Source organism: Mycobacterium paraseoulense (genome assembly GCF_010731655.1).
Lineage (GTDB): Bacteria > Actinomycetota > Actinomycetes > Mycobacteriales > Mycobacteriaceae > Mycobacterium > Mycobacterium paraseoulense.
On record NZ_AP022619.1, the window covers coordinates 1282496 to 1307870 of the forward strand.

General features: G+C 69.6%; 24 protein-coding genes and 1 pseudogene. 10 read left to right on the top strand and 15 right to left on the bottom strand.

The features are described from left to right. Positions 1-1545 (top strand): alpha-(1->6)-mannopyranosyltransferase A, encoded by a 1545-nt coding sequence (locus G6N51_RS05640; protein WP_083176372.1) that lies wholly within the window; start codon positions 1-3, stop codon positions 1543-1545. Here G6N51_RS05640 and G6N51_RS05645 read toward each other — a convergent pair. Further along, positions 1539-1943: an Rv2175c family DNA-binding protein gene (locus tag G6N51_RS05645; protein ID WP_083176384.1), complete on the bottom strand. Its 405-nt coding sequence runs from the start codon at positions 1941-1943 to the stop codon at positions 1539-1541. The two genes, G6N51_RS05640 and G6N51_RS05645, sit on opposite strands and share 7 nt — an antisense overlap. Before the next feature lie 93 nt (positions 1944-2036). Between G6N51_RS05645 and G6N51_RS05650 the strand changes: the two genes are divergently transcribed. Continuing rightward, positions 2037-3320 (top strand): protein kinase domain-containing protein, encoded by a 1284-nt coding sequence (locus G6N51_RS05650; RefSeq protein ID WP_232078528.1) that lies wholly within the window; start codon positions 2037-2039, stop codon positions 3318-3320. 27 nt (positions 3321-3347) lie between these two features. Here the strand turns inward: G6N51_RS05650 and G6N51_RS05655 are convergent, their stop codons facing one another. Genes G6N51_RS05655 through G6N51_RS05665 form a run of 3 tightly spaced genes read right to left on the bottom strand, consistent with a single transcriptional unit; the run spans position 3348 to position 6216 of the window. Beyond that, positions 3348-4736, bottom strand: a complete 1389-nt coding sequence (locus tag G6N51_RS05655) for a class II 3-deoxy-7-phosphoheptulonate synthase (RefSeq protein ID WP_083176368.1) — start codon at positions 4734-4736, stop codon at positions 3348-3350. 60 nt (positions 4737-4796) lie between these two features. Beyond that, complete coding sequence (locus G6N51_RS05660) at positions 4797-5321, bottom strand: polyadenylate-specific 3'-exoribonuclease AS (RefSeq protein ID WP_083176366.1); 525 nt, start codon at positions 5319-5321, stop codon at positions 4797-4799. A gap of 10 nt (positions 5322-5331) precedes the next feature. Further along, entirely contained in the window at positions 5332-6216 is an 885-nt protein-coding gene (locus G6N51_RS05665; RefSeq protein WP_083176364.1) for a hypothetical protein, read from the bottom strand. An 89-nt stretch (positions 6217-6305) separates the two neighbouring features. Here G6N51_RS05665 and G6N51_RS05670 point away from each other — a divergent pair, with 89 nt between their 5' ends. Continuing rightward, entirely contained in the window at positions 6306-7601 is a 1296-nt protein-coding gene (locus tag G6N51_RS05670) for a glycosyltransferase 87 family protein (protein WP_083176362.1), read from the top strand. 13 nt (positions 7602-7614) lie between these two features. Here the strand turns inward: G6N51_RS05670 and G6N51_RS05675 are convergent, their stop codons facing one another. The 5 genes from G6N51_RS05675 to G6N51_RS05695 form a co-directional block, all read right to left on the bottom strand. After that, the gene (locus G6N51_RS05675) at positions 7615-8352 is read right to left on the bottom strand and encodes a lysophospholipid acyltransferase family protein (protein ID WP_083176360.1); all 738 of its coding nucleotides are present in this window, start codon (positions 8350-8352) and stop codon (positions 7615-7617) included. A gap of 84 nt (positions 8353-8436) precedes the next feature. After that, positions 8437-8817, bottom strand: a complete 381-nt coding sequence (locus tag G6N51_RS05680) for a hypothetical protein (protein WP_083176294.1) — start codon at positions 8815-8817, stop codon at positions 8437-8439. After that, complete coding sequence (locus G6N51_RS05685; protein ID WP_083176292.1) at positions 8814-10064, bottom strand: ArsA family ATPase; 1251 nt, start codon at positions 10062-10064, stop codon at positions 8814-8816. Before G6N51_RS05685 ends, G6N51_RS05680 begins: the two co-directional genes overlap by 4 nt. A 14-nt stretch (positions 10065-10078) precedes the next feature. Next, positions 10079-10513, bottom strand: coding sequence for an SRPBCC family protein (locus G6N51_RS05690; protein WP_083176290.1), 435 nt, complete (start codon positions 10511-10513; stop codon positions 10079-10081). 115 nt (positions 10514-10628) lie between these two features. Beyond that, complete coding sequence (locus G6N51_RS05695; RefSeq protein ID WP_083176300.1) at positions 10629-11018, bottom strand: polyketide cyclase / dehydrase and lipid transport; 390 nt, start codon at positions 11016-11018, stop codon at positions 10629-10631. Positions 11019-11184: 166 nt separating this feature from the next. On the opposite strand from G6N51_RS05695, the gene G6N51_RS05700 reads away from it, so the two are divergent. Beyond that, the gene (locus G6N51_RS05700; protein WP_083176288.1) at positions 11185-12987 is read left to right on the top strand and encodes an AMP-dependent synthetase/ligase; all 1803 of its coding nucleotides are present in this window, start codon (positions 11185-11187) and stop codon (positions 12985-12987) included. Positions 12988-13058: 71 nt separating this feature from the next. Here G6N51_RS05700 and pimB read toward each other — a convergent pair whose 3' ends face one another. The 4 genes from pimB to G6N51_RS05720 all read right to left on the bottom strand — a co-directional run bounded on the left by pimB (position 13059) and on the right by G6N51_RS05720 (position 16727). Beyond that, a complete protein-coding gene (pimB, locus tag G6N51_RS05705; RefSeq protein WP_083176286.1) occupies positions 13059-14201 on the bottom strand; it encodes a GDP-mannose-dependent alpha-(1-6)-phosphatidylinositol monomannoside mannosyltransferase in 1143 nt (380 codons plus the stop codon). Between the two features lie 48 nt (positions 14202-14249). Then, a complete protein-coding gene (locus tag G6N51_RS05710; RefSeq protein ID WP_083176298.1) occupies positions 14250-15089 on the bottom strand; it encodes a hypothetical protein in 840 nt (279 codons plus the stop codon). Positions 15090-15135: 46 nt separating this feature from the next. Then, positions 15136-16287 carry a peptidoglycan hydrolase RipC gene (gene ripC, locus G6N51_RS05715; RefSeq protein WP_083176284.1) on the bottom strand — a complete coding sequence of 384 codons (1152 nt, stop codon included), beginning with the start codon at positions 16285-16287 and terminating at the stop codon, positions 15136-15138. A gap of 185 nt (positions 16288-16472) precedes the next feature. Beyond that, on the bottom strand, positions 16473-16727 hold the full coding sequence (locus G6N51_RS05720; protein WP_083176282.1) for a hypothetical protein: 255 nt from the start codon (positions 16725-16727) through the stop codon (positions 16473-16475). A 167-nt stretch (positions 16728-16894) separates the two neighbouring features. Here G6N51_RS05720 and G6N51_RS05725 point away from each other — a divergent pair. Further along, positions 16895-18727, top strand: a pseudogene (locus tag G6N51_RS05725) (DEDD exonuclease domain-containing protein); the annotation flags it as partial. Here the strand turns inward: G6N51_RS05725 and trpD are convergent. Beyond that, entirely contained in the window at positions 18665-19759 is a 1095-nt protein-coding gene (gene trpD / locus G6N51_RS29060) for an anthranilate phosphoribosyltransferase (RefSeq protein ID WP_158086268.1), read from the bottom strand. The pseudogene G6N51_RS05725 and the gene trpD overlap by 63 nt on opposite strands. 138 nt (positions 19760-19897) lie before the next feature. On the opposite strand from trpD, the gene ctaE reads away from it, so the two are divergent. Genes ctaE through qcrB form a run of 4 tightly spaced genes read left to right on the top strand, consistent with a single transcriptional unit; the run spans position 19898 to position 24310 of the window. Then, the gene (ctaE, locus tag G6N51_RS05735; RefSeq protein WP_083176278.1) at positions 19898-20509 is read left to right on the top strand and encodes an aa3-type cytochrome oxidase subunit III; all 612 of its coding nucleotides are present in this window, start codon (positions 19898-19900) and stop codon (positions 20507-20509) included. Positions 20510-20538: 29 nt separating this feature from the next. Continuing rightward, a complete protein-coding gene (gene qcrC, locus G6N51_RS05740) occupies positions 20539-21405 on the top strand; it encodes a cytochrome bc1 complex diheme cytochrome c subunit (protein ID WP_232078214.1) in 867 nt (288 codons plus the stop codon). After that, positions 21402-22613: a cytochrome bc1 complex Rieske iron-sulfur subunit gene (gene qcrA / locus G6N51_RS05745; RefSeq protein WP_083176276.1), complete on the top strand. Its 1212-nt coding sequence runs from the start codon at positions 21402-21404 to the stop codon at positions 22611-22613. Before qcrC ends, qcrA begins: the two co-directional genes overlap by 4 nt. Beyond that, positions 22610-24310, top strand: coding sequence for a cytochrome bc1 complex cytochrome b subunit (gene qcrB, locus G6N51_RS05750; RefSeq protein ID WP_083176274.1), 1701 nt, complete (start codon positions 22610-22612; stop codon positions 24308-24310). The genes qcrA and qcrB overlap by 4 nt, the downstream gene beginning before the upstream one ends. Here qcrB and G6N51_RS05755 read toward each other — a convergent pair. Continuing rightward, positions 24307-24768: a DUF5994 family protein gene (locus tag G6N51_RS05755; RefSeq protein WP_083176272.1), complete on the bottom strand. Its 462-nt coding sequence runs from the start codon at positions 24766-24768 to the stop codon at positions 24307-24309. The two genes, qcrB and G6N51_RS05755, sit on opposite strands and share 4 nt — an antisense overlap. 372 nt (positions 24769-25140) lie before the next feature. Between G6N51_RS05755 and G6N51_RS05760 the strand changes: the two genes are divergently transcribed. Continuing rightward, entirely contained in the window at positions 25141-25371 is a 231-nt protein-coding gene (locus G6N51_RS05760; RefSeq protein WP_083176270.1) for a hypothetical protein, read from the top strand. Positions 25372-25375 lie beyond the last annotated feature (4 nt).

Below are 25375 nucleotides of genomic sequence, written 5' to 3' on the forward strand. Positions count from 1 at the left end.
ATGACGAGTCCCACGCACATCCCACCGTCGCACACCCCCGCGACGGAACCGCCTGTCGGCGAGGGGTTTTCGCGGCTGCGCGCGTTCGCCACCGCCGAGCAGTCCCGGCCGGCGAAGCTCGGCATGCTCGGTTCGCTATTGATCGCTGTGGGCGGCCTGGGCGCGGGCAGCATCCGGCAGCACGACCCGCTGCTGGAGTCGATCCACATGTCGTGGCTGCGTTTTGGCCACGGCCTGGTGTTGTCGTCCATCGTGTTGTGGGCGGGCGTGGGCCTCATGCTGATCGCCTGGGTGGGGCTGGGCCGGCGCGTGCTGGCCGGCGAGATGACCGAGTTCATGATGAAGGCCACCACCGGCTTCTGGCTGGCGCCGTTGCTGCTGTCGGTTCCCGTGTTCAGCCGGGACACCTATTCGTATCTGGCCCAGGGCGCGCTGCTGCGCGACGGCCTTGACCCCTACGCGGTCGGGCCGGTCGCCAACCCGAACATCCTGCTGGACAATGTGAGTCCCATCTGGACGATCACCACCGCCCCCTACGGCCCGGCGTTCATCTTGGTGGCCAAGTTCGTCACCATGGCCGTCGGCAACAACGTGGTGGCCGGGACGGCGCTGCTGCGGCTGTGCATGCTGCCGGGGCTCGCGCTGCTGATCTGGGCCACCCCACGCTTGACCCGCCACCTGGGCACCGACGGCCCGACGGCGCTATGGATCTGTGTTCTCAATCCGCTGGTGCTCATCCATCTGATGGGTGGGGTGCACAACGAGATGCTCATGGTGGGACTGATGGCCGCCGGTATCGCGCTGAGTTTCGCCGGCCGCCACGCTTCGGGTACTTCGCTGATCACCGTGGCGATCGCGGTCAAGGCCACCGCCGGAATCGCCCTGCCGTTCATGGTGTGGGTGTGGACGCGCCATTTGCGCGACCGCCGCGGCTACCGGCAGGCCTGGGCGTTCGTGGCGGCCACGGCGATGTCGCTGCTGATCTTCGCCGTGGTGTTCGGCATCCTGTCGGCCGCGGCCCACGTGGGCCTGGGTTGGCTGACGGCCCTGGCCGGGTCGGTGAAGATCATCAACTGGCTGACGGTGCCGACCGCGGCCGCCAACCTCATCCACGCGGTCTTCAGCGGGGTCTTCGCGGTGCACTTCTACCCCCTGCTGCGGATCACCCGGTTCGTCGGGATCGCGATCATCGCGGTGTCGCTGCCGCTGCTGTGGTGGCGGTTCCGGCGCGATGACCGGGCCGCGCTGACCGGCATCGCGTTCTCGATGCTGGTCGTGGTGCTGTTCGTGCCCGCGGCCCTGCCGTGGTACTACTCCTGGCCGCTGGCGGTGGCGGCCCCGCTGGCGCAGTCACGACGGGCGATCGCCGTCATCGCGGGCCTGTCGACGTGGGTGATGGTCATCTTCAAACCCGATGGCTCGCACGGGATGTACTCATGGCTGCACGTCTCGCTGGCCACCGCCTGCGCGCTGATGGCGTGGTACAGCCTCTGCCGTGCCCCCGACCGGCGGGCCGGCACAACCGGGGAAGTCTGCGCTCAGTAGGCCATGGCCTGCGCCCGGCGCACGACCTCGCGGGCCTGGTGCGCGTGCAGGGCGTCGACGGGACGGGCGTTGCTGACCACATCCCGGCTGCCGTCATGGGTGATCGTCAGCGACGGGTCGGGGGTGAACAACCACCGCACGATCTCGGTGTCGTGATAGCCGCCGTCGTGCAGGATCGTCAACAGTCCCGGCAGGCTCTTGACCACCTCGCCGGACTTGGTGAAGAACACCTGCGGCACCACCACGCCGCCGTTGCGTTTCACCGCGACCAGGTGACCCTCGCGGAGTTGCTGCTGTACCTTGCTGACCGAGATCCTGAGCAGTTCGGCGACCCGCGGCAGGTCGTAGGTTGGCTCGTCAGGATCCAAAACATCGTCGCCGGCAGGAATACTGCTCACGGCGCAAGTGTAGGCCTTGGCACGCGGATTGAACCCGGGTTTTCCGCCCAATCACGGGGTCGCACCTACGATGGCCCGGTGGCCGAAGCTGAATTGCCCGGGTCCCTCCCGGGCCGTCCCGGCCCGCATCGCCGCCCGGGTGAAGCCGCGACGGCAGACGCCTTGGACGGCGCGTTGCTGGATGGCCGCTACCTGGTGCAGTCCAAGATCGCCAGCGGGGGCACGTCGACGGTGTATCGCGGCCTCGACACCCGGCTCGACCGCCCCGTCGCGGTGAAGGTGATGGATACCCGCTACGCCGGCGACGACCAGTTCCTGACCCGGTTCCAGCGGGAGGCCCGGACGGTCGCCCGGCTCAAGGACCCGGGCCTGGTCGCCGTCTACGACCAGGGCTTGGACGCCCGGCACCCGTTTCTGGTCATGGAGCTCATCGAGGGCGGCACGCTGCGCGAGCTGCTGGCCGAGCGTGGGCCGATGCCGCCGTATGCCGTGGCCGCGGTGCTGCGCCCGGTGCTGGGCGGGCTGGCCGCGGCGCACCGGGCCGGTCTGGTCCATCGCGACGTCAAGCCCGAGAACGTGCTGATCTCCGACGACGGCGACGTCAAGATCGCCGACTTCGGGTTGGTCCGCGCCGTCGCCGCCGCCGGAATCACCTCCACCAGCGTCATTTTGGGCACGGCGGCCTACCTGTCGCCCGAGCAGGTGCGCCACGGCGACGCCAGTCCCCGCGGCGACGTGTATTCCGCCGGGATCCTCACCTACGAGTTGCTCACCGGGCGCACCCCCTTCACCGGTGACTCGCCGTTGTCGATCGCCTACCAACGGCTGGACACCGACGTGCCGGCGCCCGGCGCCGCGATCGACGGTGTCCCCCCGCAGTTCGACGAGTTCGTGCAGCGCGCGACCGCACGCGACCCCGCGAACCGCTACGCCGACGCGATCGAGATGGGCGCCGAACTCGACGCGATCGCCGAAGAACTTGCGCTGCCGGGCTTTCGGGTCCCGGCGCCGCGCAACTCCGCGCTACACCGCTCGGCGGCCGTGCAGCACAGCCGCGCGAGCCAACGGCCCCTCGGCGCGCAACCGCCCGCACCGCCCGCGGCCGCACCGGTTCGTCAGCCCACCCGGCAGTTGACCCGCGGCCCCGAGGACTGGTCGGGGCCACCGCGCCTACCGCCGTCCGACGACGAACCCGAGGAATACGAATATCGGCCTGTCACAGGGGAATTCGCGGGCATCCCGATCAGCGAATTCGCGTTCGCCCGGCAGCATGGCCGGCGCATGGTGCTGGTCTGGGTGGCGCTGGTGCTGGCGCTCACCGGCCTGGTGGCCACCGCGGCGTGGACGATCGGGAGCAACCTGAACGGACTGCTCTAGGCCTTCGCCCGCGAGCACGCCATCGACTCAGTCGCGCAGCATCTCGGCGACCAGGAACGCCAACTCCAGCGACTGCTGGGTGTTCAGCCGCGGGTCGCACGCCGTCTCGTAGCGGCCGGCCAGGTCCAGGTCCGAAATGTCTTGCGCCCCACCGAGGCACTCCGTGACGTTCTCGCCGGTGATCTCGACGTGGATGCCACCCGGGTGGGTGCCCAGCGCGCGGTGCACCTCGAAGAATCCTTGCACCTCGTCGACCACGCGGTCGAAGTGCCGGGTCTTGTACCCATTGGACGACTCGTGGGTGTTGCCGTGCATGGGGTCGCACTGCCAGATCACCTGGTGACCGGTGGCCTGCACCTTCTCGACGATGGGCGGCAGCAGATCGCGCACCTTGTGGTTGCCCATCCGGCTCACCAACGTCAACCGCCCGGGCTTGTTGTGCGGGTCAAGCCGTTCCACGTATTCGACGGCCAGCTCCGGGGTCATCGTCGGGCCGATCTTCACGCCGATCGGGTTGGCGATCACCTCCGCAAACGCGATGTGGGCGCCGTCGAGCTGGCGGGTCCGCTCACCGATCCAGACGGTGTGCGCCGACAGGTCGAACAGCTGCGGCTCGCCGTCGTCGCTCTCCGAGAGCCGCAGCATGGCCCGCTCGTAATCGAGCACCAAAGCCTCATGGCTGGCGTAGATCTCGGCGGTCTGCAGGTTGCGGTCGGCCACGCCGCAGGCGCTCATGAAGCGCAGGCCGCGGTCGATTTCGGTGGCCAGCGCCTCGTAGCGGGCACCGGCCGGCGACGTCCGGACGAATTCGCGGTTCCAGTCGTGGACCAGGTGCAGCGACGCCAGGCCGGAGGATGTCAGCGCCCGCACCAGGTTCATCGCCGCGCTGGCGTTGGCGTAGGCGCGGACCAGGCGCGACGGGTCGTGCTCCCGCGCGGCCGCGTCGGGGGCGAAGCCGTTGATCATGTCTCCGCGGTAGGACCGCAACCCCAGCGCGTCGATGTCGGCCGAGCGCGGCTTGGCGTACTGGCCCGCGATGCGGGCCACCTTGACCACCGGCATGCTGGCGCCGTAGGTCAGCACCACGGCCATCTGCAGCAGGGCGCGGATGTTGCCCCGGATGTGGGGTTCGGTGTTGTCGGTGAACGTCTCCGCGCAGTCGCCGCCCTGCAGCAGGAACGCCTCACCCTTGGCGACCTGCGCCAGCTGCTCCTGCAGGCGGACGATCTCCGAGGGCACGGTCACCGGGGGCACGCTCTCGAGGACCGTGCGCATCGCGGCTGCCTGTTCGGCCGGCCAGCTGGGCTGCTGGGCGGCCGGCTTGGCCAGCGCGGCGTCGAGGCGCGCCCGCAGGTCGCTCGGCAGCGGGGGCAGCGACGGCAGCTGGTCGATCGGGATGTCGACGGTCCAGTTCATCGGTCCATGGTAACCGGGGCGCGACGGTGACTGATCAGCGCGAACGTCGTGCGGGCGGCCTCAGGCCGACGCTCCCCCGCTCGGATCGCGGCCCGGCCCGTTCCCGTCGTCCGCAGTGATCAGCCGGAACCGCCGCAGCTGGTCGCGGGCGTCGACCAGCGCGTCGTGGGCGTCGCGCGAGCGCGGCGGCATCGGCGGGCACCCCCGGTCCTCCCACAGCTGCCGCAGGTCCCGGGTGAAGCGGGGTAGCGCCCGCGGCAACTCGGGCATGGTGCCCCACAGTTGGCACAAGGCCACGTGGTCGTAGGCGCCGATCCACGCCCACAGTTCGATGGGGTCGGTGCCCCGGACGCCGAAAAAATCCTCGAGTTCCTCCCGGATCTGCCGGCGCGAGCGCCACAGCTGCGACGCCGGGGGCGGCAGCTTGGGCAGCACGTTGGCACGCACCCAGCCGCCGGCGCGCTCGGGATCGAATTCCGTGGACACCGCGTAATACTCGCGGCCGTCCTCGGCCACCACACCGATGGAGATCAACTCGATGGTGCGGCCGTCCTCGATGAATTCGGTGTCGTAGAAGTACCGCACCGGCAGAAGCCTATCGACTGATCAGGATGGGCTCTGTGGGCGGCGGGGCGGCGTGGACGTCGTGGTCGAGCTGGGCGTCGACCGCGCGTTCGTCGGGCAGGCCCGGGGTGCCCGCGATCGCGCACTGGACCCACAGCTTGGCCCGCACGATCGGGCGACGCAGCCGGCGTTCGCGCTGCAGCGCGCGCCGCATCTTCTCCGGTTGGGTGGTGTATCGCCAGCGCGCCCAGGGCGCGTGGGGGCGCGACAACCGGACGGCGCCGATCACCAGCAAGACGACGATGAACATGCCGAGCAGACCGGTCCACACCTTGCCCTTGAGCACCACCACCACGGCCAGCGGCAGCGTCAGCACCAGGCCGCCGGCCACCGCGGCCCGCAGCGGCCACGAACCGGCTCCCTCCCAGACCGGGAGGAAGAACATCAGCGGGTGCAGGCCCATGATCAACAGGCCGGCGACTCCCACCGCAGCGAACACCGCGTCCACCGACGTGCGCCCGTCCTCTTCCCAGTAGACGTCGGACAGGTGCAGGATCAACGCGTACTCGTCGAGCACCAGGGCCGCGCCGATCCCGAAAAAGACTGCGGACAACGTGAATTCGGGCTCGTGTCCGTCGATGGACAGGGTCACCAGGGTCAGGCCGGAGAGCAACACCAGGACCACTCCGAACGTCACGTGATGGATGTGCACGCCGCCGAGGTGGACGTTGCGCGGGTGCCACCATCTGGCCGGGCGGCCGGCGTCCGCGCGGTGCCGGATGAAGCGCACGAAGGTCCGCGTGACGAAGAAGGTCATGATGAACGCCACCAGGCAGCACAGCAGGGGCAACCTGCCGCCGGCGAGGATGTCCTGCGCGAACCAGTGCGTCACCCGCTGCACGAACCAGTGGAGCACTCTTGAAACGTACGCCTGCGGCCGTCGACCCCGCGGGAGCCGCGCGGGCCACCTGCCACACCCGCACACCGATTACGCTGTTGTGCGACATGAGTAGATGGCGGGTGCACGGCGTGGGCTTCCCAGGCAGACGCGGCCCCGGGCAGGTCCTGTTGTGGTGCGGTCTTTGGCTGCTGGCGGCGGCGGGACTGGGCTATGTGGCCTGGCAACTGTTCGGGCACATCCCCTATCGCATCGATATCGACGTCTATCAGATGGGCGCGCAGGCCTGGATGCACGGCCATTCGCTGTACCACGGCGATGTGTTGTTCCACACACCGATCGGGATCGACCTACCGTTCACCTATCCCCCGCTGGCGGCGATCGTGTTCTGCCCGTTCGCCTGGCTGCAGATGCCGGCCGCCAGCGTCGCGATCACGGCGTTGACGCTGGTGCTGCTCGTCGTCTCGACGGTGATCGTGCTGACCCGCCTGGACGTCTGGGCCGCCTCGACCGCCCTGCCCGGCCCGGCGTGGTTGCGGCGCTGGTGGCTGGCGGTCGTCATCACCCTGGCGGCGTCGACCTGGCTGGAACCCATCACCTCGAACTTCGCTTTCGGCCAGATCAACGTCGTGCTGATGACCCTGGTGATCGCCGACTGCCTGCCCCGCCGCACCCCGTGGCCGCGGGGCCTGCTGCTGGGCGTGGGGATAGCGCTCAAACTCACGCCGGCGGTGTTCCTGCTCTATTTCCTGCTACGTCGCGACAACCGCGCGGCGCTGACGGCCCTGGCGTCCTTCGTGGGTGCGACGGCGGTGGGTTTCGTTCTCGCGTGGAGCGACTCGTGGGAGTACTGGACGCACACCCTGGCTCACACCGACCGAATCGGTGAAGCGGCACTGAACACCGATCAGAACATCGCCGGGGCGCTGGCCCGGCTGGGGCTGGGAGAGCAACAACGCTTCCTGCTGTGGGTGGCGGCCTCGCTGCTGGTGCTCGCGCTCACGGTGTGGGCGATGCGCAGGGTGCTGCGGGCGGACGAGCCCGTGCTGGCGGTCGTGTGCGTCGCGCTGTTCGGGCTGGTGGTCTCGCCGGTCTCCTGGTCACACCACTGGGTGTGGGGACTGCCCACGGTCGTGGTGCTGGCCGTGTTGGCCTGGCGGCGCCGGAACGCGGCGCTGGCGGTGGTCGCCGTCGCGGGGGTGGCGCTGATGAGGTGGTCGCCGATCGACCTGCTGCCCAAGCATCACGAGACGACGGCGGTCTGGTGGCGCCAACTCGTCGGGATGTCGTACGTGTGGTGGGCCCTGGCGGTCATCGTGGCGGCCGGGCTGACGGTCACCGCCCGCAAAGCCGCCCGCGATTCGCCGCCGCAGCAATTGACGCCGGCAACAGCGGTCGGCTAGTCGACGTCGCGGATCAACCCGCGGCGGTTTCGGGGATCCGCGCTGCCTCGCCGGTCGATCCGTGACCGTTCGAGCCGTTGCGATTTTCCTTGAGGCTGGCCGCGTAGATGTCCACGTACTCCTGGCCGGAAAGCCCCATCAGCTCGTAGATCACCTCGTCGGTGACGGCCCGCTCGATGAAACGGTTGCCGGCCAGCCCTTCGAAACGGGAGAAGTCCATCGGCTTGCCGAAGCGAACGGTGACCCGCCCGAAGCGCAGCATGTTGGTGCCGGGCGGGTTGACGACGTTGGTACCGATCATCGCCACCGGGATCACCGGCACCCCGGTGTGCAGGGCCAGCCGCGCCAGGCCGGTCTTGCCCTTGTACAGCCGGCCGTCCGGCGAACGGGTGCCTTCGGGGTACATCCCCAGCAGCTTGCCCGCCGACAGCAGCCTTTCGGCGGTGGTCAGCGCGGCCTGCGCGCTGTCGGCGTCGGTGCGGTCGATCGGAACCTGGCCCACCGCGGTGAAGAACCAGCGCTGGAACCAACCCTTCAGGCCGGTTCCGGTGAAGTACTCCGCTTTGGCCAGGAAGGTGATCCGGCGACGCACCACCAACGGCAGATAGAAGCTGTCCATCACCGCGAGGTGGTTACTGGCCAAGATCGCCGGGCCGGAACTCGGAATGTGTTCCAGCCCTTCGACTTTTGGCCGACCGAGCAGGTACAGCAGCGGGCCGAGCAGTACGTACTTGAATAGCCAGTACCACATGGCCCGCCCTCTCGCCCGCCCGCCGGTGTTCTGCGCCAACTGTACCCATCGCATGCGCAAGGGACCACCTTCGACGCAGCCGGCTCACTCCTCGACGGTGACGGGGATGGGCTGGTAGCGGGTTCTGGTCGCGGCGTCGGGAGCCTCCGCCTCGGTCGCGCCATCGCCGGGCGGACCGTCGGGCGGGGGTTTCGCCGCGCCGTTCATGTCGTCGAGCATCGCGCGGACCACCTCGAGCAGCGCGATGCTGTGGTCGGCGATCACGGTGATCAGGGGGTGCTGATCGCCGGTCGCCAAGGCGGCCAACGCGCACACCGGACACCACACCTGCTGACACTTGCCGGTCCCCACGCCCCGGCCCGCCGTCAGCGCGGCGGCCGTCCGCATCGCCGGGTCGATCCCATCCAGGATCGCCTGGGCGAGCCTGCGCAGCTCCGGACCAATTTCGGGATGAGCCCCGCTCACTTAGGCCACACCTCCGGGTCTGGTCGAAAACGTACAGTCAGCTCGGTACCCCGCAGGTGCGCGTCCAGCACCGTGCACCGCCGGAGCACGGACGCCAACCGCACCCTGCGCCGCAATCCGCCCGCGCTGATGATCAGGTCATCGTCGACGCGCCCCAGCGTCAGCCCCGACGGATCGAGTTGCGGCAACGCTAGCCGCATTCGGTAAATGGAGCCAAGTCCCGTTCCGGATTCGAGGTCCACCGTCGGACGGAGCGGACCCGGCGGCGCCGTTCCGCCCCGGCGCCGCGCGCTGTCGAGCAAAGCGCCCAGCGCCTTGGGGCCGATCGGCTCCCCGGATAGGTGCGGGGTCATCACCAGGGCCACCTCACCAATGGTCGCGTCGAGCTCGTCGAGAACACCACGTTGTTCGGAAATGCGTTCGGCGTACCAATAGAACGCGGGGTGCTCGGGCAGGTTGCGGTATTCGTAGGACTCGTCCTCGGACAGCACCTGATTGACGATGAGTTCCTCGACGCGCACACCCATCAACGCCAGCGAGCCCAGCGTCCGGGCCGCTTCGGCGGCGACCACCCGCTCGGGCGTCAAAACCAAATGCGCACTGACCAATTCGCCGTCGGTCAGCAGGTCGCTGAGCGCCTCCACGCTGGCGCTGACGCGCTCCAGCAGCTCCACCACCGCCGCCGACCGGGTGTCGTCGGCGCTGACCGACAGCCGGCGATGACGCGGCCAGGCGCGCTCGACGTAGAGCCCGAAGGTGGCGGGCAGGGTCAGCATGCGCAGCGCGTCGGCCGTCGACGCGCAGTCGACGACGATGCGATCCCAGCGCCCGGACACCGCCAGCTCACCGACGGCGTGCAGCCCGAGCACCTCCTGAACGCCCGGCAACGCCGAAAGTTCTTCGGGCGCAATGGTACTCAGCTCGGAATCGATGAACCGCCGATCCAGTGTGTCCACCACATGGCGCCAGCGGGCCTCGAGCAGGGCCAACGTGTCCAACGCCAGCGCGTCGAGAAAGCCGCCGCCGGCCTGCGCGTCATCGGCGAGGACGCGGACCAGTTCACCCTGGCTCGGCGGGACCGGGACACCGAGCACGTCGCCGAGTGAGTGCGCCTGGTCCGTGGACACCACCAGCACCCGCTGCCCCGCACCCGCGGCGCCGACCGCGGTGGCACATGCCAGCGTGGACTTTCCTACCCCACCCTTGCCAACGAAGAGACTGATCCGTGCCGGGGAGGGCGCCCGCAATTCGCTGGACTCACTCAGCCCTCGACTCGTTTCTTCAGATCCTTCAACGCGGTGTCGGTCAACCGGCGCTCGGCCTTGCGCTTGAGCAGTCCGATCATCGGGACGGCGAGATCGACCGACAGCTCGTAGGTGACCTCGGTGCCAGATCCCTTGGGGGACAATCGATATGTGCCCTCCAGCGAACGCAGCAGCGAGCTGGACACCAGTGACCAACTGACCGATTGCCGGTCCTTGGGCCACTCGTAGGACATCACCAACGTGTCCTTGAGGACGGCGGCGTCCAGCACCACCCGCGCGACCTTGGGGTAGCCGTCGGCGTCCTTCTCCTTGACCTCGGCTTCGCGGTACTCCGAGATCCACTGCGGGTAGGAATCGATATCCGCGATGACGCCCATCACCGTGCCCGGGTCGGCGTCGATGTAGATGGTTTGCGACGTCTTCTCCGCCACCTGGTGCTGCCCTCTCTCCCGCTGGCGGTCGACACCGCCGGCGGGGAAACTACCGTGCGGGTCCAGCCCCCGGGCCTCCGGTCCGAAACGGTACTCTTCCCGCAACCTGACCCGGCTAAACTACCGGAGAAACTCCGACCGGACGTGTGCGTTCCAGTGTCGTCTTGACCTCGAAGGCCATTTTCTTGCCCGCCACCCGACGGCGGTGCGTCATTTTCGCGAGATTGAGCTTGGCCAGCTGCCAGGCGGCCACCCCCGTCGGTTCGGCGTGCAGGAAATAGTGCAACACCACCCCGTCCAGCGACGGCTCCAGCCAGATCTCCATGGTGCCGGTCAACGCACCGGTGACCGCCCACCGGATGCCCTTGTCGGCGCGATCCTCGATGACCTGCAACCGCAGGTCGGGCCACCAGCGACGCCAGCACGACCGATCCGCGACCGCGGCACCGACCCGCGCGCCGTCGGCGGCGATGAACGTCTCGTCCGCGATCTGGATGCTGTTCACCACCCCAGCTTCACACACCGATCCCGATGGCCACGCCGAGGGCGGCCGGCAATGCGGGCCCCGGACGGCAGAGTGCCACCGTTCCTGCGCGAATGCGCGGATTAGGCTGGACGACAACAAGCCGTCCCCCCCGGAACGTCACCCAAGCCAAACGAGGTCAGTAAGAGTGCGTGAGTACAGTGTCCCCGCCCGCTTCTCCGTCGGCGAGCACGACAACATCGCGGCCATGGTCTTCGACCACGAGCGCGAGGACCCCAGCTTCGGCATCTTCCGGCGTCTGGTCGACGGCGAGTGGACCGACGTCACCTGCGCGCAGGTCGCCAGTCAAGTGCGCTCCGCGGCGCTGGGCCTGATCGCGCTCGGGGTCCAGGCCGGCGACCGGGTGTCCATCTTCTCGGCCACCCGCTACGAGTGGGCGATCATCGACCTGGCGATCCTGTCGGTGGGCGCGGTCACCGTGCCGATCTACGAGACGTCGTCGGCCGAGCAGGTGCGTTGGGTGCTGCAGGACTCCGAGGTGGTGCTGGCCTTCGCCGAAACCGACGCGCACGCGGCGATGGTCACCGAGCTGACCGCCGAACTGCCGGCGCTGCGCCGCGTGCTGCACATCGACGGCTCGGGCCCCAAGGCGCTCGATCAGCTCGACGAGGCGGGCGCGTCGGTCGAGCCGGCCGAACTCACCGCCCGCCAGCAGGCGCTGCGCTCCGACGACCCGGCGACACTCATCTACACCTCGGGGACCACCGGACGACCCAAGGGCTGCCAGCTCACCCATGCCAACCTGCTGTACGAGACCCGCGGCGCCAAGGAGTGCCTGCCGACCCTGCTCGATGAGGGGCAGCGGCTGCTGATCTTCCTGCCGCTGGCCCACGTCCTGGCGCGCTCGCTGACGCTCTCGGCCTTCGCCAACAAGGTGACCGTCGGGTTCACCAGCGACATCAAGAACCTGCTGCCCATGTTCGCGGTGTTCAAGCCGACGGTGGTGGTGTCGGTGCCGCGGGTGTTCGAGAAGGTCTACAACACCGCCGAGCAGAACGCGGTCAACGACGGCAAGGGGCGGATCTTCGCGGCCGCCGTGCAAACCGCGGTCGACTGGAGCCAGGCGCGGGACCGCGGGCGGACGGGGCTGGTGCTGCGCGCCAAGCATGCGTTGTTCGACCGGCTGGTGTACCACAAGCTGCGTGCCGCGCTGGGCGGTGAATGCCACGCGTCCGTGTCGGGTGGCGCACCGCTGGGCGCACGGCTGGGCCATTTCTACCGGGGGGTGGGCCTGACGATCCACGAGGGCTACGGCCTGACGGAGACCAGCTCGGCGATCACCGTCAACCAGGTCGGCAACGTCAGGATCGGCACGGTCGGAACGTTGTTGCCGGGCAACAGCATGCGCATCGCCGAGGACGGCGAGCTGCTGGTGCGCGGCGGCGTCGTGTTCAGCGGCTACTGGCACAACGAGCAGGCCACCAACGACGCGTTCACCGACGGCTGGTTCAAGACGGGCGACCTCGGCACGCTCGACGAGGACGGCTTCCTGAAGATCACCGGCCGCAAGAAGGAGATCATCGTCACCGCCGGGGGCAAGAACGTCGCCCCGGCCGTGCTCGAGGACCAGCTGCGCGCGCACGCGCTGATCAGCCAGGCCATGGTGGTGGGCGACGCCAAGCCGTTCATCGGCGCGCTGATCACCATCGATCCGGAGGCGTTCGGCGCCTGGAAGGAACGCAACCACAAGGCGGCCGGCGCCTCGGTGGCCGACCTGGCCAACGACCCGGACCTGGTCGCCGAGGTGGACGCCGCGGTCAAGCACGCCAACCAGGCGGTGTCGCACGCCGAGTCGATCCGCAAGTTCCGCATCCTGCCGGTCGACTTCACCGAGGACACCGGTGAGCTGACGCCGACGATGAAGGTCAAGCGCAACGTCGTCGCAGAGAAGTTCGCCTCCGACATCGACTCGATCTACGAAAAGGAGTAGCGGGCCTGTCGTGAGTCGCCGGGCGTGACGCGGGGCCGTCCGAGCGTCACACCAGCGCGTCGCTCGAGCCGTCAGGCGCGCAGAAGCTCGGCGAGCCGCGCCGCCAGCGTGTCCCACCGCCAGTGGGCCATCACCCACTCGCGCCCGGCCGCGCCCATGGCCGCGGCGCGGTCGCGGTCGCCGAGCAGCCCGGCGACGGCGTCGGCGATTGCGGTCAGCGAACGCCCGTCGACCACCAACCCAGTCTTGTTGTGCTGCACGGCTTCCGGCGCTCCGCCGGAGTCGCCGGCGACCACCGGCTTGCCCGTCGCGGACGCCTCGAGGAAGACGATGCCCAGGCCCTCGACGTCCATGCCGGCGCCGCGGGTGCGGCAGGGCATCGCGAAGACGTCGGCCAGCGCATGGTGCGCCGGCAGTTCGGCGGCCAGCACGCCCCCGGTGAACGTCACGTGCTCTTCCACCCCGCAATCGCGGGCCAGCTTGCGCAGCGAGTCCAGGTAGGGACCGCCGCCGACGATGACCAGGGCGGCCCCGTCGACGCGTTGCCGGATCGACGGCATGGCCCTGATCAACATGTCCTGGCCCTTGCGCGGTACCAGGCGGGACACGCACACGACCGTGGGCCGCTCACCCAGCCCATACCGGTCGCGCAGCCCGGCCCCGGCCGCCGGGTCGGGCCGGAACCTTTCGGTGTTCACCCCGGGCGGCAGGTATTCCAGCGAGGCGTGGGGTCCGAACGCCGGCGCGAACCGGCCGCGGGTGTAGCGGCTGACGAACGTGACGACGTCCGTGGTGTCGCCGATGCGGCGCAGCACCGAGCGGGCGACCGGCAGCATCGACCAGCCGACTTCGTGCCCGTGCGTGCTGGCCACCACCCGGCCCGCCCCGGCCTGCCGGGCCCGCGACGCCAGCAGCGCCAGCGGCGCGGCCGCGCCGAACCAGACGGTGTCGATGTCGTCGGCGGCGATCAGCCGGCGCATGCGGGCGTCCACCGCCGGGCCGGGCAGCATCAGGGTGCCGGGATGGCGGACCACCCGGTAACCGGCCGCCTCGGCCGAGGCGTCGAAGGCGTCGGCGCCCTTCCATTGCGGCGCGTACACCGTCACCGAATGCAGCCGGGCGTCGACCAGCCGACCGACGAAGTCGCTCAGGTAGGACTGGATGCCGCCCGGCCGGGGCGGAAAGTCGTTGGTTACCAGCAGGACCCGACTCACTGCGTCAGGCTAGCCTGACGGTGCGCGAGGACCGTGGGAGGGCGTGGCTCACCCCGGGTGGGCGAGCCACGCGTGCCAGCGCACGAGCAGCCCGGGTGAGTCGGTGGCCAGGACGTCGTGCACGGCCGAGGGGACGTCGGTGCGCCCGACACCACAGACGGCCAGGTACAGGTCGTGCAGCTTGGCCGGCCCGTAGGTGTCCGCGACGAAACGCGCGAACCACCACGCGCGGTCGTATGCCAGCGAGCGCTGCGGCCCGGGTCCGTCCAGTTCGGCGTCCGAAGGCAGCGTCAGCGGTACCGGCAGCGCGTCGGCGGGCACCGGGGCCGGGGGCCGGGCGACGAAATCGGCCACCCCTTCGGTCAGCCACTGGGGCGCGTCCGGGGCGGTGTCCACGCGGGCCGCGTAGTGAAAAAGCTCGTGGGTCAACACGATTCGTAGCGCCTCCGCGGTCATGTTGGCCGCTCCCGGCGCGAACACGATCCGCTGACCGGCGGCCACCCGGTGCGCGGGGTCGACGCGGTCGACGACCGTCACGGCCGCGATGTCGGCCCATTGCGCCGCCGGTCCCCCGCCCGCGGCGGCGCGGAACTCCTCGTTCGTGCGGGTCGCGACCACCGAGATGTCGCGTGACCAATCGACGCCCCAGAAAGCCTCGACCGCGGTGATCGCGGCGCCGATCCCGGACGCCACCCGGGACAGCAGCCGGTCACCGGCCGGACCGCCGAGGGCGGTCAGCCGGACGGTGCGGTCGCCCACGTTCAGCGACTTCGTCGCGGGACTGATCTGGCCGTGTGGGGGGGTGACCAGTTGCGCGGGCCGTATCCCGATACCGCGTTCGGCTTCGAGCGGCACGGCGGCCGCCACGACGAGCTCGACGGCGAACACCCAGCCAAGCAGCACCGCGAGCCGGCGGCGACGCCGGCCGGGGCCGCTAGTAGCGGCGGGCGTCGTGGACCGGGCCTGCGGCATTCATCGGCACCACCCGCACCGGCTGGCCGTAGGTGGAGGAATGGATCACCATGCCGTCACCGACGTAGAGGCCGCTGTGTGACGCGTCGTTATAGAAGGTGATCACGTCCCCGGGCTGCAGGTCCGACAGCGACACCGGTTGGCCGCCCACGGCCTGCGCCTGGCTGGAGTGCGGCAGCGAAATGCCGGCCTGCTGGAACGCCCACATGACCAGCCCGGAGCAGTCGAACCCGCCGGGCGCGGCGCCGCCCCACACGTAGGGCGAACCGACCTGGGTCAGCGCCGCCTGCACGACGGTCGCACGGTCACCGCCGCCGAACGGGCCGCCGAACGGGCCGGGCATTCCGCCGGGCGGCGGCGCCTCACCGGGTGCCTGCCCCGCTGGCGGCGGCGCGCCGGGCGGCGCGGCCTCCGGCGCGGGCGCGCCCGGTGCCGGGAGACCGGCCGGGACGGTACCCGGATCGGCGAGCGCGGTGCGCTGCTCGGGCGACAGGGCGACGTACTGCGACTTGACGACCGCGATCTGCACCTGCAGCTGACTTTGCTTGGACTGCAGGCTGGCCCGTACCGCCGCGGCCTGCTCGGCCGCGCTCTTCGCGTCGGCCGCCGACTTGGCGGCCTCCCGCTCGGCCTTGGCGGCCTGCTCGCCGGCGGCCCGGAAGTTCGTCATCTGGTCGGCCATCTGCGTCGCCATCTGTCGCTGCATGGCCAGCTTGTCGATCAGCCCTTGCGGCGATCCCGCGGTCAACATGGCGGTCATGCCGTCGACGCGGCCGCCCATGTAGGTGGCGGCGGCGAGCTTGTTGACGGCGCTTTGGAAGGACGCCAAGCGGGCCTTGGCCGCATCGACGGCGGCCTGGGCGTCGTCGTGCTTCTTGTCCGCCGCGCGCTGGGCCGCCAGCTTGGCGTTGAGGTCCAGCTGCGCGCTGTGCATCGCCTCGGTGGTCTGCTCGGCCTGACGGGACAACTGGTTGAGCTTCGCCAGCGCGTCCTCGGCCGGGTCGGCCGACACGTGGGCGGCAAGGACACCGGATAACAGGGTGAAGCCCGCTAGCGCCCCGATGGCAGATCGTGTGACGACACGCGCAAACGGGTATCTAGAGTCAAGCCTCAAGATTTTGCTTCCTTAAACGGCCATCGACGACCACGCGCGTCGTCGAGCTGGGTTTAGGTCTCAAACAGGTTACGAAACGATATCGACGTTTGTCCAAAGCGAGCGGTTAAGAAATTGGCAAGATTTCTGTCATTATCATGTGAACGACGCCGACCCCCTCGTAAACCTTTGGCACGCAAAGCATCTTAGGCGACGCCCGAATCGCGCTCGCGGCGGATAGGCACTAGCCGTAATCGCGGTGCCAGGCCCGCATCGGCGAGTACCGCCAATGCAGCGCATTCGTCCTCCAACAAAGTTTGCGGAACCCCGAGTAACACGCTGACGACGCAATCGCGGCAACCCGGCCCCCGGACCGCGCAGTCGTCGCAGTCGATCACCACCGGCGCCCCCGCTTCCGGCACGGTCGCGCCGTTGCTGTCGGGTCCACTGCTTCGTGCCATCAGGATCGGTCCTCTCGGTCAAGGCTCGGCGAACGTCAGGTCGGACTGCCCAAACGGTAACCGCAGCCACCGACAACCGGCCGGCGCCGCGTTCGGGCGGTAAACGGCCGGGGTTCGTTCGGCGTGGGAGCCACCCGGGTGTCGGTGGCCGCGCTTAACGTCGCGGCATGGGTGCCGGTGGTGCGACTCAGCTCAGTTTCGCCGACCTGGGGTCGTCCTTCGAAACCGCCGACGTCTCGCTGCGCGACACCACGTTCGTCGTGGTGGACCTGGAGACCACGGGGGGTCGCACGAAAAGTACGGGCGGAAACGCCCCCGACGCCATCACCGAGATCGGGGCGGTCAAGGTCCGCGGCGGCGTGGTGCTCGGCGAGTTCGCCACGCTCGTCGACCCCCAGCGCAGCATCCCCCCGCAGATCGTGCAGCTGACCGGGATCACCACCGCGATGGTGTCCGACGCCCCGACCATCGACGCCGTGTTGCCGATGTTCCTCGAGTTCGCCGGCGGGGCGGTGCTGGTCGCGCACAACGCCGGGTTCGACATCGGATTCCTGCGCGCGGCGGCGGCGCGCTGCGATCTGCCCTGGCCGCGGCCGCAGGTCCTGTGCACGGTGCGGCTGGCCCGCCGCGTGCTCAGCCGCGAGGAAGCCCCCAGCGTGCGGCTGGCCGCCCTGGCGCGGCTGTTCGCCGTGGCCACCCGGCCCACACACCGGGCCCTCGACGACGCCCGCGCCACCGTCGACGTGCTGCACGCCCTCATCGAACGGGTGGGCAACCAGGGCGTGCACACGTATGCCGACCTGCGCTCCTACCTGCCGGACGTGACGCCGGCGCAGCGGCGCAAGCGGGCCCTCGCCGAGGGCCTGCCCCGCCGGCCCGGGGTCTACCTGTTCCGCGGGCCGTCGGGCGAGGTGCTCTACGTCGGGACCGCCGTCGATCTGCGCCGCCGGGTCGGCCAGTACTTCACCGGCGCCGACCCGCGCGGCCGAATGAAGGAAATGGTCAACCTGGCCACCGCCGTCGACCACGTCGAGTGCGCCCACGCGCTGGAGGCCGGCGTCCGCGAGCTGCGGCTGCTGGCCGCGCACGCCCCGCCCTACAACCGCCGGTCGAAGTTCCCGCACCGGTGGTGGTGGGTGGCGCTCACCGACGAGGCGTTCCCGCGGCTCGCGGTGGTGCGAGCACCCCGCCACGACCGGGCCGTCGGGCCCTTCCGGTCGCGCACCGACGCCGCCGACACGGCCGAACTGCTGGCCCGCTGCACCGGGCTGCGGACGTGCACCACGCGGCTGGGGCGCTCGGTCCTGCACGGGCCGGTCTGCGCCGAGGCGGAGATCTCGCCCTGTCCCGCCGGGCGCGGCATCACGGCCACGCAATACGCCGCGGCGGTGGCGCGCGGCGCGGCACTGATCGACGGGATGGAGAACGCCGCCCTGTCGGCCGCCGTGGATCAGGTCACGACGCTGGCCGAGCGACGACATTTCGAGAGCGCCGCGCGCCTGCGTGACCGCACCGCCACCGCCGTCGAGATCCTCTGGCGGGGCCAGCGGTTGCGCGCGCTGGCCACGCTGCCCGAGCTGATCGCCGCCGCCCCCGACGGCCAGGGCGGGTATCACCTGGCCGTCGTCCGGCACGGCCAGCTCGCGGCGGCCGGTACCGCCGCGCGCGGGGTGCCCCCGATGCCGGTGGTCGACGCGATTGTGGCTGGGGCGCAGGCGATCTTGCCGACGGCGGCCCCCCTCGGCGGGGCGTTGGTGGAGGAATCCGCTCTCATCGCGCGCTGGCTGACCGCTCCGGGGGTGCGCATCGTCCGCGTCGACGACTCCCCCGACGCCGCGGGCTGGGCCTCGCCGCTGCGTTCGGCCGGGGCCTGGGCCGCGTGGGCGGCATCGGCGCGCTCGGCGCGGCTCGCCTACGAGCAAGCGGCGCAATACGATTCAGACCTGCTGGCCGAACCGCACCCATCGCGCGAGCAGCTGTTCGGCCGCCCCGGAATCGATCGCCGCGGCCGCGCGCTGCAGCCCGTCCTCCCACGCCGGCAACCATTCAGCGCGGCTGGATAGGCCGGCGTGCGCGACGATCGCCCCGGCGGCGTTGAGCACCACGGCGTCCCGGACCGGGCCCTTGGCGCCGCCCAGCACCGCACGTACCTCCGCCGCGTTGGCCTGCGCGTCGCCGCCCAGCAGATCGTCGAGATCGGCTCGGGCGAAACCGAATCCGGCCGGATCGAACGTCAGCTTGTCCACCGTCCCGGCCTGCACCCGCCAAATCGTGCTGGTGGTCGTCGTGGTCAGCTCGTCCAGCCCGTCGTCACCGTGCACCACCAGCACACTGGACCGCCGTGCGGCGAACACCCCCGCCATCACCTCCGCCAGATCGGCGAACGCGCAACCGATCAGGCCCGCCCGTGGCCTGGCCGGATTGGTCAGCGGCCCAAGGAGATTGAACACGGTCGGCACGCCGATCTCGCGGCGCACCGCCGACGCGTGCCGGTACGACGGATGAAACACCGGCGCGAAGCAGAACCCGATGCCCACCTCGGTCAGGCTCTGCGCGACCTGCTCGGGTTCGAGTTCGATGCGCACCCCGAGCGCCTCGAGCGTGTCGGCACCGCCCGACAACGACGACGACGCGCGGTTGCCGTGTTTGACCACGGGCACGCCCGCGGCCGCGGCCACGATCGCCGCCATGGTGGACAGGTTGACGGTGTTGACGCCGTCCCCGCCGGTGCCGACGATGTCCACCGCGTCGGCACCCATGGCGGGCATCGGGCGCGCGTGGCTCAGCATGACGTCGGCCAGCTCACTGACCTCGGCCGAGGTGGGGACCTTCATCGTCATCGCCACCGCGAAGGCGGCGACCTGGGCCGGGCTCGCGTCGCCCGCCATGACCCGTTCCATGGCCCAGCCGGCCTGGCCGCGGAGCAGGTCCCGGCCGTCGGTCAACCGGGCCAGGACCTGCGGCCACGACGGCGCCGCCCCCGGGCCCGCGGTGGAACCGCCGGGGGGCGAAGCCTCGGGTGACACAGCCACGCGCCGATGGTCCCACGCGGACCGGACCTCCCCCAACCGGCGCGGAAAGGCGCCCGCCCCGGACCCGGCCGCGACGCGAAAACATCAAATGCCGCCCCGGGTGGAGTTGAACAACTACAAAGCGTCATACTTGCGGATGTGACCAGCGCTGTAGGGACCTCAGGTACTGCAATCACGTCGCGGGTTCATTCCTTGAATCGACCCAACATGGTCAGTGTCGGCACCATCGTTTGGCTCTCCAGCGAGCTGATGTTCTTTGCCGGCCTGTTCGCGATGTACTTCACCGCGCGTGCGCAGTCCGGCGGGAAGTGGCCGCCGCCGCCCACCGAGCTCAACCTCTATCAGGCCGTCCCGGTGACGCTGGTGCTGATCGCGTCGTCGTTCACCTGCCAGATGGGGGTGTTCGCAGCCGAACGTGGCGACGTCTTCGGGCTGCGCCGGTGGTACGTGATCACCTTCCTGATGGGCCTGTTCTTCGTTTGCGGACAGGGCTACGAGTACTTCCACCTGGCGACCCACGGCACCACGATTCCCGGCAGCGCCTACGGCAGCGTGTTCTACCTGGCGACCGGGTTCCACGGCCTGCACGTCACCGGCGGTCTGATCGCGTTCATCTTCTTGCTCGCCCGCACCCGGATGAGCAAGTTCACCCCGGCGCAGGCCACCGCGAGCATCGTCGTCTCCTACTACTGGCATTTCGTCGACATCGTGTGGATCGCGCTGTTCACCGTGATCTATTTCATCCGATGAGCCGACGCTGGACGAACAGGAGTGCTGGGTTGAAGAAACTGGGGTCTACCCGATCCGGTGCGCGGCCCGGGCAGCCGCGAAAAGCCGCTGGTGATCGCTCCCGGCGGCGGCTGCGCCGCCGCCTGTCGGGCGGGCTGTTGCTGCTGATCGCGCTCACGGTCGCCGGCGGGCTGGCCGCCGTGCTGACACCGCGCCCGCAGGTCGCCGTGGCCGACGAGTCGTCTTCGGCGCTGCTGCGGACCGGCAAGCAGTTGTTCGAGACGTCGTGCGTGTCGTGCCACGGCGCCAACCTGCAGGGCGTGCCCGACCGTGGGCCCAGCCTGATCGGCGTCGGCGAGGAGGCCGTGTACTTCCAGGTCTCGACCGGCCGGATGCCCGCGATGACCGGCGAGGCCCAGGCGCCCCGCAAGGAGCCGATCTTCGACGAGGGGCAGGTCGACGCGCTGGGCGCCTACGTGCAGGCCAACGGCGGCGGCCCGACGACGGTGCGCAACCCGGACGGCAGCCTGGCCATGAAGTCGCTGCGCGGCGACGATCTGGGCCGCGGCGGGGACCTGTTCCGGCTGAACTGCTCCTCCTGCCACAACTTCACCGGCAAGGGCGGGGCGCTGTCGTCGGGTAAGTACGCGCCGCCGCTGGACCCGGCCAACGAGCAGCAGATCCTGGCGGCGATGCGGACCGGCCCGCAGAGCATGCCGAAGTTCTCCGACCGTCAGCTGTCCTTCGAGGCCAAGAAGGACATCATCGGTTACATCAAGGCGGTCACCGAAGAGCGCCAGCCCGGCGGCTACGGCCTCGGTGGATTCGGGCCCGCACCCGAGGGTATGGCCGCGTGGATCATCGGGATGGTCGCCGCCATCGCTTTGGCACTGTGGATTGGGGCACGAGCATCATGAGCGAAGACGACGTTCGCGGCGCCGACGCCGGCGGAACCACCCACGGTGTCGGCGAGAAGGAACCCGACGACGCGGCGCTGGCAGCGATGTCGCGCGACGAGCTGGTGGCACTGGGCGGGAAGCTCGACGGGGTCGAGACGATCGTCAAGGAGCCCCGCTGGCCCGTGCAGGGCACCAAGGCCGAGAAGCGCGCCGAGCGCGGAGTCGCCCTGTGGCTGTTGCTCGGTGGCGTTTTCGGACTGGCGCTGCTGCTGATCTTCCTGTTCTGGCCGTGGGAGTACAAGCCGAAGAGCGCCCCGGGCAGCCTGCTGTACACGCTGACCACGCCGCTGTACGGGCTGACCTTCGGGATGTCGATCCTGTCGATCGCGATCGGCACCATCCTGTACCAGAAAAGGTTTATCCCCGAAGAGATTTCGATCCAGGAGCGGCACGACGGTGCCTCCCGGGAGGTCGACCGCAAGACGGTCGTGGCGAACCTCACCGACGCCCTGGAGGGCTCGACGGTGCGGCGGCGCAAGGTGGTCGGGCTGTCGTTGGGACTCGGCCTGGGCGCGTTCGGGCTGTCGACGCTGGTCGCGTTCGCCGGCGGCCTGATCAAAAACCCGTGGAAGCCGGTGGTGCCCACCGCAAACGGCAAGAAGGCCGTGCTGTGGACGTCCGGCTGGACCCCGCGCTATGCGGGCGAGACCATCTTCCTCGCGCGGGCGACCGGGTCGGCCGGTGCGTCGCCGTTCATCAAGATGCGTCCCGAGGACCTCGACGCCGGCGGCATGGAAACCGTCTTCCCGTGGCGGGAGTCCGACGGTGACGGCACCACCCCGGAATCGCAGGAAAGGCTCCGCGCGATCAACCAGGGCGTCCGTAATCCCGTGATGCTCATTCGCATCCGGCCGTCCGACATGCCCCGGGTGGTCAAGCGGCAGGGCCAGGAGAGCTTCAATTACGGCGAGTTGTTCGCCTACACCAAGGTCTGTTCGCACCTGGGTTGCCCCGCGTCGCTGTACGAGGAGCAGTCCTACCGGATCCTGTGCCCTTGTCACCAGTCGCAGTTCGACGCCCTGCACTTCGCCAAGCCGATCTTCGGCCCGGCGGCGCGCGCGCTGGCGCAACTGCCCATCACGATCGACACCGACGGATATCTGGTCGCCAACGGTGACTTCATCGAGCCCGTCGGACCGGCATTCTGGGAGAGGACGACAACATGAGTCCAAAACTGAGTCCCCCGAAACCGCCCAAGATCGGCGACGTCCTGGCCCGTCAGGGCGAAGACATCGACACGCGCTATCACCCCTCGGCGGCGGTACGCCGGCAGCTCAACAAGGTCTTCCCGACCCACTGGTCCTTCCTGCTGGGCGAGATCGCGATGTACAGCTTCATCGTGCTGCTGCTCACGGGCGTGTACCTGACGCTGTTCTTCGACCCGTCCATGGCCGAGGTGACCTACAACGGGGCCTACCAGCCGCTGCGCGGCGTCGACATGTCCAAGGCCTTCGCGTCGACCCTCGACATCTCCTTCGAGGTGCGGGGCGGCCTGTTCGTCCGTCAGGTGCACCACTGGGCCGCGCTGATTTTCGCGGCGGCGATCATGGTGCACCTCGCCCGCATCTTCTTCACCGGCGCGTTCCGGCGGCCGCGTGAGGCCAACTGGGTCATCGGCTCGCTGCTGCTGATCCTGGCGATGTTCGAGGGCTACTTCGGCTACTCGCTGCCCGACGACCTGCTGTCCGGCATCGGGCTGCGCGCCGCGCTGTCCTCGATCACGCTGGGGATGCCTATCATCGGCACCTGGCTGCACTGGGCCCTGTTCGGCGGCGACTTCCCGTGCGGCGGCGTGGGCAACGAGTGCGCCACGGTGGGGATCATCATCCCGCGCATGTACGCCCTGCACATCCTGCTGCTGCCGGGGATCATCCTGGCCCTGATCGGGCTGCACCTGGCGATGGTGTGGTTCCAGAAGCACACGCAGTTCCCCGGCCCCGGCCGCACCGAGCAGAACGTGGTCGGCGTGCGGGTGATGCCGATCTTCGCGGTGAAGTCCGGTGCGTTCTTCGCCGCGATCGTCGGTGTGCTCGGCCTGATGGGCGGCCTGCTGCAGATCAACCCGATCTGGAACCTGGGGCCCTACAAGCCATCTCACGTTTCGGCCGGTTCGCAGCCGGACTTCTACATGATGTGGACGGAAGGCCTGGCCCGCATCTGGCCGCCGTGGGAGTTTTACTTCTGGCACCACACCGTTCCCGCCCCGGTGTGGGTGGCGCTGCTGATGGGCCTGATCTTCGTCCTGCTGATCATCTATCCCTTCCTGGAGAAGCGGTTCAGCGGCGACTACGCCCACCACAACCTGCTGCAACGTCCGCGGGACGTGCCGGTGCGTACCTCGATCGGCGCGATGGCGATCGCGTTCTACATGGTGCTGACGCTGAGCGCGATGAACGACATCATCGCGTTCAAGTTCGACATCTCGTTGAACGCGACGACGTGGATCGGCCGCATCGGGATGGTCATCCTGCCGCCGGTGGTCTACTTCGTCACCTACCGGTGGTGTGTCGCGCTGCAGCGCAGCGACCGCGAGGTCCTGGCGCATGGGATCGAGACGGGCATCATCAAGCGGCTGCCGCACGGGGCGTACATCGAGTTGCATCAGCCGCTCGGCCCCGTCGACGACCACGGCCACCCGATACCGCTCGAGTACCAGGGCGCGGCGCTGCCCAAGCGGATGAACAAGCTGGGCTCGGCCGGTTCACCGGGGCACGGCAGCTTCCTGTTCGCCGACCCGGCGTCGGAGGACGCGGCCCTGCGCGAGGCGGCACACGGCTCCGAGCAACGTGCCCTCACCGCGCTGCGCGAGCACCAGGACAGCATCGCCGGTTCGACCAACGGGAAGAACGGCGAGCACCACTAGCTCCGTGCTGGTTCGCTGAAGACCGCGCCGCACTGTTGGTGGGCCGCCCGAAGGATGGAGCCGGCGGTCAGGAATGCCGGTTTGGTCTGGTCGTGCGACTCGACGGGGAGGTTGGCCGCACAGCGCAGCATCATCAGGCCGAGCGCGCTATAGGTCGTGTACGGGATGATCAGCAGGTTGACGCGTGCGTCGCCCCCGATGATGGTCATCACGTGCTGGCGTTTCCGTTCCCAGCCCGCCCAGTTCAGGTCGGGTGGTCGTTGCAGCGGCGGCCAGTTGACGTTGATGGAGCTGACGTCTCCCAGCAGGGGTGTCAGGACGGCGATCAGCTCGGGCAATTCGTTGGTGATGCGGTCCGCGCGCGGCCACCACGCTCCGTCGATGGCACGGCCCAGTTCACGGGCCACCGACACCCGGACTGGATTGGCTCGGCGTCGGCGTTCGAACGATTCGGTCATCCGAGAGCCCGGGGGCGAGGCAGATTCGCGACAATCACGGGCGGATCCCTTCACGTCGGCGTCGTTCACCCCGGCGGGCGCGGGGCGGACGGAGGAATCGCATTGCCCGTGGCCGGCATCCGCACGGGTGGCTGCGGACCGCCGCTGACAATGAAACGGCTCGGGGTCAACGCTACGCCACCGCCACCCCACGGGGCGGCCAGGGGCCGCACGGCGCGGGCTCGGTCGTCCCGGCCGGCGGACCGGAAGGCGCCGTAGCGGGGCAGGTCGGGCCGCGCGGACCGCCCTGGCGCCGTCTGGTGGACTACAGTGGCGAGGGTCCGACCGTGGCGCTGTCCGGGTGAGCGGGGGGCGACAGGGTGAGGATGGGCAATGGCGATACAGGACTGGGGCGACGCCCCGGAGATCCACCCATCGAAGATCCGCGTGGGTGACATCATCGGCACGTTGCGTCCCACCGCACTGCGTTACACCGTCAAGATGATCAGCGGGCCGCAGACCACTCCCCGGCGCTGGACATTCTTCGGCCGCGACGACCACGGCAAGCAATACACGGGCACGTTCGGCGACGACGAATTGGTCCGCAGGTACGCCAAGTCGTGACGCG